The organism is Kitasatospora sp. CM 4170 (assembly GCF_032110285.1).
GTDB classification, from domain to species: Bacteria; Actinomycetota; Actinomycetes; order Streptomycetales; family Streptomycetaceae; genus Kitasatospora; species Kitasatospora aburaviensis.
The window spans coordinates 60279-74247 of the sequence record NZ_CP134877.1; the positions used below are offsets into that span (position 1 = coordinate 60279).

General features: G+C 76.8%; 9 protein-coding genes. 6 read left to right on the forward strand and 3 right to left on the reverse strand.

Annotation, left to right across the window (positions count from 1 at the left end; genetic code table 11):
• Nucleotides 1-47: 47 nt before the first annotated feature.
• Nucleotides 48-218 (reverse strand): hypothetical protein, encoded by a 171-nt coding sequence (locus RMN57_RS00275; RefSeq protein WP_313761280.1) that lies wholly within the window; start codon nt 216-218, stop codon nt 48-50.
• A gap of 307 nt (nt 219-525) precedes the next feature.
• Between RMN57_RS00275 and RMN57_RS00280 the strand changes: the two genes are divergently transcribed.
• From RMN57_RS00280 to RMN57_RS00290, 3 genes are read left to right on the forward strand one after another with little or no spacing between them, the layout of a single operon-like run.
• A complete protein-coding gene (locus RMN57_RS00280; RefSeq protein WP_313761281.1) occupies nt 526-1053 on the forward strand; it encodes a hypothetical protein in 528 nt (175 codons plus the stop codon).
• Nucleotides 1050-2624 carry a lanthionine synthetase LanC family protein gene (locus RMN57_RS00285; protein WP_313761282.1) on the forward strand — a complete coding sequence of 525 codons (1575 nt, stop codon included), beginning with the start codon at nt 1050-1052 and terminating at the stop codon, nt 2622-2624. The genes RMN57_RS00280 and RMN57_RS00285 overlap by 4 nt, the downstream gene beginning before the upstream one ends.
• Nucleotides 2621-5875 carry a lantibiotic dehydratase gene (locus tag RMN57_RS00290; protein ID WP_313761283.1) on the forward strand — a complete coding sequence of 1085 codons (3255 nt, stop codon included), beginning with the start codon at nt 2621-2623 and terminating at the stop codon, nt 5873-5875. The genes RMN57_RS00285 and RMN57_RS00290 overlap by 4 nt, the downstream gene beginning before the upstream one ends.
• A 273-nt stretch (nt 5876-6148) precedes the next feature.
• On the opposite strand, the gene RMN57_RS00295 is transcribed toward RMN57_RS00290, so the two are convergent.
• Nucleotides 6149-6277, reverse strand: a complete 129-nt coding sequence (locus RMN57_RS00295; protein WP_313761284.1) for a hypothetical protein — start codon at nt 6275-6277, stop codon at nt 6149-6151.
• Between the two features lie 407 nt (nt 6278-6684).
• Between RMN57_RS00295 and RMN57_RS00300 the strand changes: the two genes are divergently transcribed.
• From RMN57_RS00300 to RMN57_RS00310, 3 genes are all read left to right on the forward strand, one after another.
• Nucleotides 6685-9885, forward strand: coding sequence for a type 2 lanthipeptide synthetase LanM family protein (locus tag RMN57_RS00300; protein ID WP_313761285.1), 3201 nt, complete (start codon nt 6685-6687; stop codon nt 9883-9885).
• An 82-nt stretch (nt 9886-9967) separates the two neighbouring features.
• Nucleotides 9968-10192 (forward strand): hypothetical protein, encoded by a 225-nt coding sequence (locus tag RMN57_RS00305; RefSeq protein WP_313761286.1) that lies wholly within the window; start codon nt 9968-9970, stop codon nt 10190-10192.
• Between the two features lie 135 nt (nt 10193-10327).
• On the forward strand, nt 10328-13252 hold the full coding sequence (locus RMN57_RS00310) for an AAA family ATPase (protein WP_313761287.1): 2925 nt from the start codon (nt 10328-10330) through the stop codon (nt 13250-13252).
• 247 nt (nt 13253-13499) lie between these two features.
• Here RMN57_RS00310 and RMN57_RS00315 read toward each other — a convergent pair whose 3' ends face one another.
• A complete protein-coding gene (locus RMN57_RS00315; protein ID WP_313761288.1) occupies nt 13500-13868 on the reverse strand; it encodes a hypothetical protein in 369 nt (122 codons plus the stop codon).
• Nucleotides 13869-13969 lie beyond the last annotated feature (101 nt).

A 13969-nucleotide genomic window follows, 5' to 3' on the forward strand; every position in this document is an offset into this window, starting at 1 on the left:
GCCCGGTGCCGCGGGGTGGTGTGCAGGTGGACCGGTCCGAGCCGTGCTCAGCCCCGGGCGGGCCGGCGGCGGAGCCGGGGCGGGACGAGGCCGCGGGTGCGCGGCGTGCTCGGGACCGGCTCGGGCCGGCCAGCGGTCGCGGCGCGGACGTCCCGCGCCCGGTCCGCCGCGCGGAGCAGATCGGCCTCGTGCAGCTTGTGGAACGCGTAGTGCAACATGACGGTTGTTCTCCCGGACGGGTGTGCTTGCGCCTCCCACCCTCGCTGTTCGACCGACCCACCGGCATGAGGCAGCCGCCCCGTTCCGGTCCCGGCCCCGTCCCGGGGCGTCGACCGGCGGCCGCCGCCCGGCGGGCGCCGTCACGGCCCGTCACGGCCGCCCCTCCGCGCCGCCTGCTCGGGTGCCGGTGGTGGCCCAACTCGCTATGATGGAAAAGGAATTGATCATGGCCATTCGGCTGCCCAGCAGGAGGACTTGCTGTGCCGGCCCCTGCTGCGCACCGCTCGCGGCATTGGAGTGGCAACCATGGCGACCGACCACACCGGGGGGCGGTACCAGGATCCGGGCGACGGCGCGGACCGCGCCCAGGACCCCATCGTCGAACGCCTCCGGCCCGACCCGTCGAACCCGCCCGAGGCAGTACTGACCGTGACGGGGTTCCTGGGCGACAGCGACCGCCCCGGCTACCGGCGCCTGTACCTCACCCGCGAGCTCGACTACTACATCGAGTTCCTCGGCGACGACGTCGTCTACCTCGTGGACCTGCCGCCGGAGCACGGTCCCTTCCCCGGGGACGCGGGGACCCGGGTCAGCCTGCGCCGCACCGCCACGGTGCAGTACACCAGGACCCGGACGGGGCGGCCCGTCGACGAGTTCGACCTCGACGTCCGGATGCTCGCGGACGAGAAGACGCAGACGAGCGAGGGCAGCGGCACCGTCACGATCTGTACGTTCAGTCACGGTGGTTCCGGCTGCTGGACGTGCGAGTCGCACACCTGCGGCTCCGCACCGGTCACCTGCGACCAGTCGGGCTGCGGCCCCTTCGTCGCGTGACCGCGCGCCCGTGGCGCAGCGCCCTGCACGGCCGGCGGCAGGCGGACGCCCTGGCGGTCGCCCGGGACGTGGCCGCCCGGCTGGCCGACTCCCGGCGCCTGGCGGTGGCGTTCGCCGCCGCCGGCGCGCAGACGGACCTGCCCGAGGCGCTGCGCTGGCGCTCCTACAGCGTCGCGGCGGGCGACGCCGGACTGGCGCTCATGTGCGGCTACGCCGACAGGTCGTCGGGGCAGCGGGGCTGGGACGTGTCGGCGCACCGGTTCCTGGAGACCGCCGTACGCGGGCTGGAACGCGACGCCGAGCCGGACTGGGGTCTCTTCGCGGGGGTGGGCGGGCTGGCCTTCGCCGCCGATGTCCTCGGCCGCGAGCAGCACCGCTACGGAAGGTTACGGGCGGCGCTGCACGCCGGGCTGGCGCCCGAGGCCACGCGGATGGCCGACCGCCTCCGCCACCCGGCCCCGCCCGGCCCGGTCACGTCGTTCGACCTCGTTTCGGGTGCCGGCGGGATCGCGGCCGTCCTCCTGCGGTCCGATCCGCACGGCGCGCTGCCCGGGGTCCTGGCCGGGCTGACGTCGCTCGCCGACACCGCGGACGGCCTGCCACGCTGGTGGACTCCGCCGGAGTTCAGTGATCCGGCGGCCACCGGCCGGTGCCCGGGCGGCAACCTCAACTGCGGGCTGGCGCACGGCGTCCCCGGTCCGCTCGCGGTGCTCTCGCTGGCGCTCACAGCCGGGAGCGAAGTCCCGGGCCAGCGCCGGGCGGTGCGCACGATGGCCGAGTGGCTCCTCGCCCACCGCGTCGAGGACCGGTGGGGGGTGGACTGGCCGGCGTTCGTCCACACCCCCGCGGACGTCCGTGCCCCGGCGGACGTCCGTGCCCCGGCGAGTGGCCGTGGCCCGGCGGACGTCCGTGCCCCGGCGGACGTGCGTGCCGCAGCGGACGTCCGTGGCCCGGCGGGCGGCCGACCGGCTCCCGACGGTCGGGCGGCCGTGGGCACTCCCGCCGTCCAGGTCCTCCCCCACGCCGTTGCCCCGCCTGCCGAGTCTGCCGCGCCTGCCGGCCCTGACGGCTCTCCCGCCCCCGCCGCCGAGCGCCCGGACGGCGAGCGGATCCGGGCCGGCCGCGCCGCCTGGTGCTACGGCAGCCCCGGCGTCGCCCGCGCGCTCTGGCACGCGGGCGAGGCCCTGGACGACCGGCGGCTGCGCGTCGCCGCGCTCGAAGCCATGGCTGCCGTGCTCCGCCGGCCGCCCCCGCTGCGCGGGCTGGACTCCCCCACCCTCTGCCACGGGCTCGCCGGCCTCCTGCAGATCGTGCTGCGGTTCCGGCACGACACCCGGGCGGACGAGTCCTCGGTGGCGGCCGAGTTCTCGGTGGCGGCCGAGTCCCTCGTCGACCAACTGCTCGACGCGTACGAGCCCGACCGGCCGATGGCCTTCACCGCACTGGAGCGCGCCGGCATGCCGGTCGATCGCGCCGGGCTGCTCGACGGTGCGTCCGGTGTCGCGATGTCGCTGTTCGCCGCGTCCACGGCAGCCGAGCCCGTCTGGGACCGGCTGCTGCTGCTGTCATGACGCCGTCCACGCCCTCTGGGCCGCAGACCGCCCGGACCGGGGCGCACGGCGGCCGCGACCTCTACGCCCCCATGCCGTGGGCCGTGCTCCGAGCGCCGCTGCTGCCGGTCGACGCCGCCCCGCCGGCCGCCGCAGCGCCACGCCGGGAGACGTCGGACCCCGCGTCGTTGCTGCCGTCGGACCCGCGCGTCCGGGCGGCGATCGCGGTGGCGAGCCCGGACCTCACGGCGGCGCTCGCCGCAACCGCCCCGGGGAGCGGCCACCGGGCGTGCCGGCTCCGCGGAAAGGTGCTCCGCTACCTGCTGCGGATGAGCGCCCGGCCGACGCCGTACGGTCTGTTCGCGGGCGTCGGGCTGGTCGGCTGGGGTGCGTCCACCGATGCCGCACTCGACACCGGCCGCCTGCGGACGCGGACCCGTCCGGACATGCAGTGGCTGCTGGATCTCGTCTCGGCCCTGGAGGAGGAGCCCGCGGTGCGCGCCGGGTTGCGGCTGGTGGCGAACCGGGCGGTCCTGCTCCGGGGCGGCCGGCTGTTCCTGCATGACACCGGGTCGGGTGTGTCGGTACGCGCCTCGGCGACGGTCCGCGCCGTTCTCGACGCCGCCGCGCTCGAACCCGTGCCGTTCCCCGCGCTCGTCGAGGCGGTGGCCACCGAGTCGGTCTCCGGGCCGGTCTCCGGACCGGTCTCCGGCTCGGGAGCACCGGGCCCCGCCGGCCCACGTCCGGCGCCGACGCGGGAGAAGGCCGAGCAACTGGTCGACGAGCTCCGGCGGTTGGGCTTCCTGCAGACCGACCTCAACCCGCCGCTGACCGGGCGGGATCCGCTCGACCACGTCCGCGGGCGCCTTGCGGACATCCCCGCCGCCGGGCCGACGGCCGCCGGTCTGGCGGGGCTGTCGGCCGCCACCCAGGCCTGGGACGGACTCGCGTGCGCCGACCGGGTGCAGGCGTGGCCGGACCTCTCGGCCCGGATGCGGAACCTGTGTCCCGGAGTCGACGGCTCCGACCTCCTCCAGACCGACCTGGCGTTGGCGCTGACCGGCAGCCGCCTCCACCGGGCCGTCGGTGCCGAGGCCGCCCGCGCCGCCGAGCTGTTGCTCCGGATCAGCCCGCACCCGAACGGTCCGCCCCAACTGGCTGACTACCGGCGCTCCTTCGAGGCCCGCTACGGGACCGGTCGGCGCGTCCCGCTGCTCGAACTGCTGGACGCCGAGTTCGGGCTCGGGCCGCCGGGCAGCCACCGCGACCCGTCCTTCCCGGCCCGGGACGCGGCTCTGCGCGGCCTCGCCCTCCGTGCCGGCCGCGAACGGGAGCCGGTGGTCGAGCTCGACGACCACCTGCTCGAACGGCTGCAGACCTGGACGCCGGAGGTCGGTGCCCCGCCACCCACGCTGGAACTTCCGGTGTTCGTCGCCGCCGCGTCGCGCGCGGCGGTCGATGCGGGCGACTTCCGGCTGGTCGTCGGGCCGAACGTCGGACCGGGCGGGGCGGGGCGCAGCCTCGGACGATTCGCCGACCTGTTGGGGCCCGGGGCGGCGGCCGCACTGGCCCAGGTCGCACAGGCCGAGGCGGCGGCATCGCCCGGAACCGCCTTCGCCGAGGTCGTCTACACGCCGCAGCCGCGGCGGCTCGCCAATGTGGTGGTCCGGCCCTCGGTTCACCCGCTGGAGATCGTCTTCGGGGCGTGGCCGGCGGTGGCACCGCAGCAGGTGGTGCCCGTCGACGAGTTGGTGGTGGGCGTGGAGGGCGACCGCTTCACCGTCAGCTGGCCCCGTGGCGGCGGCCTGCGGATCGCGGCCGTCCAGGGCCACATGCTGCACCCCGGCCGGGCGCCCGCGGCGGCCCGCTTCCTCCTCGACGTGACCGACGAGAACCGGTGCGGGCTCGCGCCGTTCGACTGGGGTGGTGCGGGGGCGTTTCCCTTCCTGCCCCGCGTCCAGCGCGGCCGCATCGTGCTGTCGCTCGCGCAGTGGCGCCTCGATCCGGTGCGCGACGAGCTCCCCGCCGAGCCTCCCGACGGGTTCGCCGATGCGCTCGCGGCCTGGCGCGAGCGCTGGCTCGTGCCGCGGCACGTGTATCTGACCGTCGCCGACAACAGGCTGCTGCTCGACCTCGACGACTCCTCGCACCGCGAGCTCCTGCGCGAGGACCTGCTCCGCCAGCAGGGCCCGCTGGTCCTCCAGGAGGCGCTCCCCGGCCCGGAGGACGCCTGGCTGCCCGGCGCCGAGGGCGGCCACCTCTGCGAGATCAACGTCTCCCTGGCCCTGCGGCCACCCGCGGACGGCGGTACGGCGAACGCGGCGCGCGCGAGCGTCCGGCCCCGGCCGGCGCAGGAGCCGACCCGGCCGGCGCCCGCGCCGGGCCTCCGGCGGCCGCTCCGGCCGCAGCCACCGGTGGACGCGGACTCCCGCCTCCGCCTGCCGGGCAGCGACTGGCTCTACGTCAAGGTCTACGCGGCCCGTGCGTTCCACGAGGACGTCATCGGCGGACCGCTCCGCGCCCTCACGGAGTTCGCCCTCAACGCCCGGCTGGCGGACGGCTGGTTCTTCGTCCGCTACGCGGACCCGAAGCCCCACCTTCGGCTGCGCTTCCACGGGGAGCCCGCGAACCTGCTCGGCCCCCTCCTCGCGGAGGTCTGCGACTGGGCGTCCGACCTCGTCGCGGAGGGCGTGTGCAGCCACTTCGCGCTGGACACCTACGAACGGGAGGTCGAGCGGTACGGCGGGGATCGCGGCCTCCGGGCCGCCGAGGCCGTGTTCGGCGCGGACAGCGCCGCCGTGTGCGAGCTGGTGCACCTGGGCCGTGCACCGGGCCTTCCGTACGACCGACTGACGCTCGCCGCGCTGAGCATCGACGACCTGCTCGACGGCCTGCGGATGGGGCCCGCGGCGCGGACGGAGCTGTACCGCCAGTACGGCCGCCCGCAGCCGCGCGACGGAGCGGAGTACCGGCGCCGCAAGCAGGAGTTGCGCTCACTCCTCGGCCGCCCACGGCTGGCCCCCGCAGCGGGGCCGGGCAGCGCGCTCGACCGGCTGCTCGCCTCCCGCCGAGCGGCCCTGGCCGCGCCCGCCGAACAGCTCGCCTCGCTCGACGCCGACGCCCTGCTGCACCGCCCGCTCGCCGACCTGTGCCGCAGCCTCGTCCACCTGCACGTCAACCGTCTGCTGGGCATCGGCGAGGCGGACGAGGAACTCGTCCTGCAGCTGCTCCGCCGCACCCGGGAGGGACTGCTCCACGCGCCCTCCCACTGAGTGAGGAGGGTGACGGCATGGACGGCCAGGAGGGCCGTGGCGCGCGGCCGGGGCGGCGCGTGGGGAGGCCGGCTCGACCGGGCCGGCGGTGGGAGTGGGGACGACAGGAGCCGAGCGCCCCGCACGCTGGGTGCGGGGCGCCCCCCGACCACGACCAGTTTGGGAGTATGGTGCGCGGCCGTGGCCGGGTGCCTCGGGGTGACCCGGACGGGTCACGGCGGCCGTGGGCCGGCCGTCACGGGCACGGCCGGCCCGGGGCCGGGTGGGACTGGATCAGCAGTGGTCGCCGGTGTTGCCGGTCCGACCGCAGCCGATCGACCCGACGTCGAACAGACCGCGCTCGACGACATCGGTGGTGACGGGGTCCACGAGGGCCGGGACGCCCTGCACGGCTTCCGTCATCCTTTGGTGTCGGCCGAGTCGGCGACGGGAAGAAATCTGCCTGGCTGCCGCTGCGTGCACCTGGGTTGCGCACCCCCGGTTTCCCCACCGGTCGCCGGGCTTGCTGGGGGCCGCGCCCGCAGCGGAGCGGGCCGCGGGCCTTCGGGCGGCGACGCTGACGCAGGTGGCGAGTGGTGGGCGGCCGGTCGACCCGTCGCTCCGGGGCGGCCCCGAGGTGGGCGGTGGACGGCGCACGCAGGGGCAGCAGGCCAGCGCAGACGGTGCTGCACGGCGGACGGAACCGCCATGGTCGGCGACCGGCCGGGCCGGCAGGCGGCACACGCGTATCCGGCAACCTGCGGACCCGAAGAATTCTGGGGGCCTTTCCCCCATGTACGGGGCGGCGGGTCCGTGGAACCGTACCGGGCGTGGAGAGGCAGCAGGCAATCGACGACGTCGCACCGCCCGCGCCCGGCTGGTGGACCCGCGGCGTGCGCCCGGTCGAGGCCGCGAGCGCTCCGGCGCGCAGCGCGGCCGGGATGGCACCGGCGGGGGCACCCCGGCCTGCGGGTGCGGAGCAGCCCGCCGGCGCGGGCACGGGGCCGCTCCCCGCAGCCCAGCCGCCGGCCTGGGCGGAGTACGCCGAGCGGGCCCTCGCCGCTGCGCCCCTGTCGGCACCCCGCCCGGCCGCCGGTGAGGACTGGGAGGAGGCCTTCGGGCGCGTCTGTGCGCCTTTCGCGGAGGTGGCGGGCGAGCGGTTCGCCCTCGCCCTCGCCGCCCCCGGTCCGGCCGCCGACACCGCGCTGCTGCGCCGCGCCTTCACCACGCGGCTGACCACCCGGCTCACCCGGCTGGCCGCACGCTGCCTCGTCGCCGAGCTCGCCGCCGCCCGCGAGCGGGGCGAGCTGTCGGGTGCCACCCCGCAGGAGCGCTTCGCCGACTTCGTCCGGAACACCGCGGGACGTGCCGGGCTGACGCGGCTGCTGGTCCGCTATCCGGTCCTCGCCCGGCTGCTCGCCCAGGCCTGTCAGCAGTCCGTGGACGCGGAGTCGGAGCTGGTCCGCCGCTTGGCCGAGGACCGCGCGCGGCTCGTCACCGAGGTGCTCGACGGCCGGGATCCGGGCCGGCTCACCGCCGTGGACGTGAAGGGCGACGCCCACCGGCACGGCCGTGCCGTCGCCGTCCTGCGCTTCGCCGACGGCACGCGCCTCGTGTACAAGCCGCGCCCGGTCGCCGCCCATCGGCATTTCAACGCGCTGCTGGCGTGGGTCGGCGCCGCGCTGCCCGAGGTCGCACCGCGGGCCCTGCGCCTGCTGGACCGCGGCACCCACGGGTGGGTGGAGTACGCCGAGGCCGCGCCCTGCCGCACCCCTGCGCAGGTGGAGCTGTTCTACCGGCGCCTCGGCGTGCTCACGGCCGTGCTGCACGCGCTCAACGCCACCGACATGCACTGCGAGAACCTGATCGCCTGCGCGGACCATCCCGTCCTGATCGACCTGGAGACGCTCTTCCACCCGGTGACGGCCGCTCCCCCCGACGCGGACGGCACATCGGACAGTGCATCGGACGGCACATCGGACGGCGCTCATGAGGCCGACCCGGCGCAGCTCGCCCTGGACCACAGCGTGCTGCGGATCGCCCTGCTGCCCAGCCTCGTGTACGGCCCCGACGGCGGCTGGGACGTGTCCGGCCTGGGCGGCGGTCGCGGCGGCGAACTGCCGCTGGCCGCCGCCGGCTGGGCTCAGCCCGGCACCGACCGGATGCACCTGGCCCGCCGCCCCGCCCGGTTCGCCGAGGCCGCCAACCGCCCTGTGCTGGACGGCGCCGCGGCGGATCCGGCCCGCTACGCCGATTCCCTGGTCGCCGGCTTCCGTGCCGGGTACGACCTGATCACCGAGCGCCGCGCCGAACTCACCGCCCCCGGCGGCCCGGTACGCGCCTTCGCCGACGCCGAGCTGCGCGTCGTCCTGCGCCCCACCCGGCTGTACGGCGTCCTGCTGGACGAGCTCACCGACCCCGGGCTGCTCCGCGACGCCGCCGAGCGCGACCTGGCGCTCGACGGGCTGGAGTCCGTGCCGGCGCCCGGGGGCGAGGGCCTGCGGCCCGGGGCGCACGAGCGCGCCGACCTCTGGGCCGGTGACGTGCCGCTGTTCACCCACCGCCCGCGCGAGCGTGCGGTCCAAGGCGGCCCGACGAGCGGCGAGCGGGCCGGCGATCTCGCCGCACCCGCCCTCGACCAGGTCCTCACCAAGATCGCCGGGATGGGGGCGGTGGACCGCTACGACCAGGAGTGGATCATCCGCGCCGCGCTGGCGACCGGTGCTCCCGCACCCGGCACCGCCACGCTCCCCGCGCCGGGCGCCGCTCCCTCCGCCACCGCCGCCGTCAACGCCGGGAGAGCCGCCCCCTCGCCCGAGCAGCTGGTCACCGCCGCCCGGAACCTCGCCGACACCGTCCTCGCCGGTGCCTTCCCCGACGAACGGCGCGTCAACTGGCTCGGCCCCCAGCAGGTCCGCCCCGGGCAGTGGGCGGTCCTCCCGCTCGGCGCCGCGCTCGCCGGTGGCTACACCGGCACCGCCGTCTTCCTGGCCCAGCTCGCCGACCTCACCGACGCCGACCGGTACGCCGAGGCCGCCCGCCGCGCCGTCACCGCGCTGCCCGGCCTGCTGGACCACCTCGCCGCCCGGCCGGACCTGCGGGCCGCCGCCGGCTGCGGCGCCGCGCACGGCCTGGGCGGACTCGCCTACGCGCTGACGCACCTCGCCGCCCTGCTGGCGGACCAGGACCTCGCCGCCCTGATCGAACCCGCCGTCACCCTCGCCGTACACACCGCCGAGCGGACCGAGGACCTCACCGTGGCCGGCGGCCTGGCCGGTTGTCTGGCCACCCTGGACGCCGTCCACCGGCACACCGCGCTGCCGGCCGCCGCCCGGGGCGCCGCGCTCTGCGCCGAACGCCTCACGGCGGCTGCGCCCGCCACGCTGCCCGCCGGATTCGCGCACGGTGCCCACGGTGTGGGCTGGGCCCTGGCCCGCCACGTCCGAGGGCTCGGCGACTCGGCCGGGCAGACCGGAGCGACCGACCCGACCGGAGCGACCGGGCACACCGCGCTCGCCACCGCCGCCCGACTGCTGGCGCAGCCCGTCGACCTCCCCGACCACTCCTGGAGCCACGGCCTGTCCGGCGCCGCGTTCGCCCTCACCGACGGGCTGGGCGCCGCCGACGCTCCGGGCACCGCCGACGACCTCGCCGAGCCGGGCCCGCCCGCGCAGTCCGACTCGCCCGACCGGGTCCTCCGACGTCCCGACCTGCTGCGCGCCGTCCGGGCCGCCGCGGACGCCGGTCCGCTGCCCGACCACAGCCTCGCCCTCGGCGAGACCGGCCGGCTCGAACTGCTCGCCGCCGCCGCACGCGTGGGCCTGCCCGGAGCCGGGCAGGCGCTCGCCGACCACACCGGCCGCCTCCTCGTCCGGCTCACCCGCGGCGGGCCCAGGTGCGCCGTGCCCGCGGGCACGGACTCGCCCGACCTCATGAACGGCCTGGCCGGCATCGGCCACGGCCTCCTCAGACGTGCAGACGCAGGCCGGGTGCCATCCCTGGCAGCGCTGCAGCCACCGCGCAGCCGGTAGCCCACCACGGCCGCCGACGGCGTACGCCACCACACGAGCGACCGGCACCACGGATCGCCACTCCGCAGGGGAGAACTCCGCAATGAACGACCAGCACCACGACCACGGCGGCGAGCACCAGCACGACGCCGGCCAGGCTGCCTGCTCCGGCTGTCCCGAGGGCACCGAGGGCACCGAGGCGCCGCGGGACCGGATCGCGGGCCTGATGCGCGTCGCCGTCGGCGTCAAGCCGCTGATCGTCGCCGGCCTGGTCATCGGCTGGGCCGCGGGCACCGATCCGGAGACCATCTCCGCCGCGTTCCTCTGACGGCCCGTAGGCCCGGTCCGCACCCCGGACAGGGGTCCGGAGTACGGGTCGGCCGCCGCCCTCCCGGAGCGGAGGACGGCGGCCGACCCGACATTCCATGATTGAATATCGAGCGATCCGTTCTACGGTGGTGAAGTGCATGCCAACTCGCCGACCGTCGTGGACCGCGACGACGAACTGGAACTACTCGCCGAGGCCGTCCGCCGGGGCCGCGACCACCGCGGCGCAGCGGTCTTCGTCGTCGGCGAGGCCGGTATCGGCAAGACCCGACTGGTCACCGAGGCCGCCGACCGTGCCCGCAGCCGGACCGCCGTCCTGCGCGGCCGCTGCAGCCGTGCCGGCGCGCCGATCGCCCTGCGCCCGCTCGCCGAGGCTCTGCTCTCCCTCGTGCGCACCGGTCTGACCCCGCAGGACGCCGAGCTCCAGCCCTACCGTGCGGCGCTGTCCCCGCTGGTCCCCGAGTGGCGCCGGCCCGGCTCCCCGCACCAGCCGGAGTCCCTGATCGTGCTCGCCGAGGCGATCCTCCGGCTCCTCGCCGCCGTCGGCCGCGACCACGGCTGCGTGCTCGTCCTGGAAGACCTCCACGACGCCGACACCGAGACGATCGCCGTCACCGAGTACCTCGTCGACAACCTCGCCGGACTGCCCGTCACCCTCGTCGCCACCCTGCGTCCCGGGGCCGGAGCCGCCCTCGACCTCGCCCACCAGTGCCGCCGTCACCAGACCGGCAGCGTCGTCGAACTCCGCCCGCTCACCGACGAGGCGGTCACCCGCCTCGCCGCCGCCTGCCTCGACACCACGCCCGAGGCGCTGCCCGAGCCGGTCACCCGCCGACTGCACCGGGACGCCGACGGCACTCCGCTGATCGTCGAGGAGCTCCTCGACGGCATGATCTCCACCGAGGCCCTGCGCCCCGCGGAGGGCGGCGGCTGGCAGCTCACCCGGGAGCTCGACACCACCGTGCCCGCCACCCTGGCCCGCAGCATCGCCGCCCGCGCGGACGGCCTCGGCCCGCAGGGCCGGGCCGCCCTCGACACCGCCGCCGTCCTCGGCCGCAGCTTCTCCCCCGCCCTGCTGCAGACCGTCACCGGCCTGGACTACCGGGGCCTCCACATCCACCTGCGCGCCGCCGTCGATGCCCGCCTCATCCACCCCGACAGCGGCTACGGCGACACCTACGTCTTCCGGCACGCGCTCACCGCCGAGGCCCTGCTGGCCGGACTGCTCCCGGGCGAACGCGCCGCCCTCGCCCGGCGCGCCGCCGAGACCCTGGAGGCCGGCGCCCCCGAGCTCTCCTGCGAGCTGCACGAGCTCGCCGCCGACCTGCGCCGACAGGCCGGCGACGACCACGAGGCCGGACTGCACCTCGCCGCGGCCGGCCTCCAGGCCATCGGCGAGGGCCTGGCCGACAAGGCGGCGGCCCTGCTCGAACGCTCCGTCGAACTGCTCGACCCCCACCGCGACCGCACCGCCTGGGCCGACGCCGTCGAGTCCCTGCTCAACGCCCTCACCGAGTCCGGGCGAATAGAGCGGGCCTTCGCCCTGGCCGGATCCGTCGCCGCCACCGCCGCCATGGAGCTCGACCCCGGCCGGCGCGCCGGTCTGCACGCCCGCCTCGCCTGGGCCGCCGCCATGGTGGGCCGGTGGGAACAGGCCGCCGAACAGGTCGCCGCCGCCCGCGCCCTGCTCACCGCCGACTGCACCCCCGAGCAGCGCATCCCGGTCGACATCGTCGACGGCTACGTCCAGGTCCGCGACGGCCGTGCCACCCCCGGCAGCGCGGCCGGCCGGGCCGAGGAACTCGTCCGCTCCGCCACCGACACCGCGATCCGCCTCGACCTGCCCGTGATCGCCTGTCAGGGCCTGCAACTGCTCGCCCTCCTCGCCCGCTCCCGCGGCTTCGACGAGGCCGACGCCTGCCTGCGCCGCATCGTCTCCATCGCCGACCGGCACGGCCTCCCGCTCTGGCGGGCCCGCGCCGTCGGCCGCCTCGCCGGCAACCACGGCCTGCTCTCCGGCAGCACCGACCAGCTCGAACACGTCCACGAGGTGTACCTGCGCAGCGGCGCCATCACCTCCGCCCACCAGACCGAGGCCAGCCTGGCCCTGCTCGCCGTCCTGCGCGGCGACTACGGGCGCGCCGAGTGCATCACCACCCGCTGCGAGCCCGTCCTCGCCCGCCTCGGGCACACCGGCGACCTCACCTACGTCCGGGTCATCGACGCCATGCTCGCCGCCCACCGCGGCCGGCCCCGGGAGCTGGCCCGCAAACTCGCCGAGTACCGGCAACTCGGCGGCGAGCACAGCGAGTACACGCCCATCGTGCTCGGGCTCTGCGAGGCGGTCTCCGCCCTCCTCGAAGAGGACCGGCCCGCCGCCCGCGCGGCCCTCGCGGCGGCCCGGGCCTGGGACGAGGGCCGGCCCACCACCTACTTCCTCGGCGGCCGGCACGGCCTGGAGCTGCTGGTGGCCGCCGTCGACGCCGACCTCGATCCGGAGGGCCTGGACGAGGCCGCCCGGCAGGCACCCACCCGGCTGCGCTGGAACCTGCAGTTCGTCCACTTCGCCCGCGCCGTGCTGCTCGGCCGTGCCGGCCGGCTCGCGGAGGCCGCCGACGCCCTGGCCTCGGCCCTCGACGCCGCCCAGCCGTTCCCGCTCGCCCGCCACCTCGGCCTGCGCCTGACCGCCGAGGCCGCCCTCGCCGACGGCTGGGGCGAGCCGTCGCGCTGGCTGCGCACCGCCGAGGAGTACTTCCACGACGCCGGCATCGCCCCCGCCGCCAGCGCCTGCCGCTCCCTCCTGCGCCAGGCCGGCCTGCCCGCCACCCAGCGGCGCTCCGGCCACACCCGCGTCCCGCAGGGCCTGCGTGGACGCGGCATCACCGCCCGCGAGTACGACGTCCTCGTCCTGCTCGCGCTGCGCTACGGCAACACCGACATCGCCCGCCGCCTGTTCATCTCCCCGCGCACCGCCGAGAAGCACGTCGCCAGCCTGCTCACCAAGACCGACAGCCCCAACCGCACGGACCTCTGTGATTTCGCCGTCCGCAACTGCCCCTGAGACACCGGGGCGGCTCCGACCTGCACGGCGTCGACCGGGAGACCTGTCGACCCGAGGGGGACGGGGAACGATCCCGTCGGCTCGGGTCGGTGTGTCGCGGCTCTGGGCGGCGCGGGTCGGCGCGCCGGGCGCGGCGGGGAGAGGCTGACCCTCGCGCCCGGTCGGCACACGGGGCGTCAGGTGTCCGACGACCAGGAGGCGGAGGTCGGCGTCACGCTCGGCGTCGCTGTCGGTATCCCGGTCGTCTTCACGGACGAGGGCGGATGGCCAGGCCCGGGCGGCGGCGGTGCACCGTCAGGTAGACGACGCCGTCCGGCCCCGCCGAAACGCCGCGCGCAGCGCCGCGCGGCAGCAGGCGCAGCACGCCGGGCCGCAGGTCGTGGAGGGTGCCCGCGCAGCGCAGCGCGCCCTCGCCGGAGAGCCCGACGACCAGCACGTCCAGATCGGGTTCGACGTGTTCGGCGACGGTGGCGTCCGGGCGCAGCCGCACCACGTTGGCGTCGAGCTGCCGGTCGTCGCCGGTGAGCCGCCAGAGCGCCCCGGCCGCGTCGGCGGCGGCCTCGCGCAGCAGGTCGTCCAGGATCACGCCGTCGTCGTGGGCGTCGGAGTCCGTCATGCCGGACATCATCGCACCGGTCCGGCGGGCCGCCGTCGGTCCTTCCACGGTGGGGGGAACGGACGGTGGGCGGACGGGCAGGGCGAGGAGCGGCCGGGGGA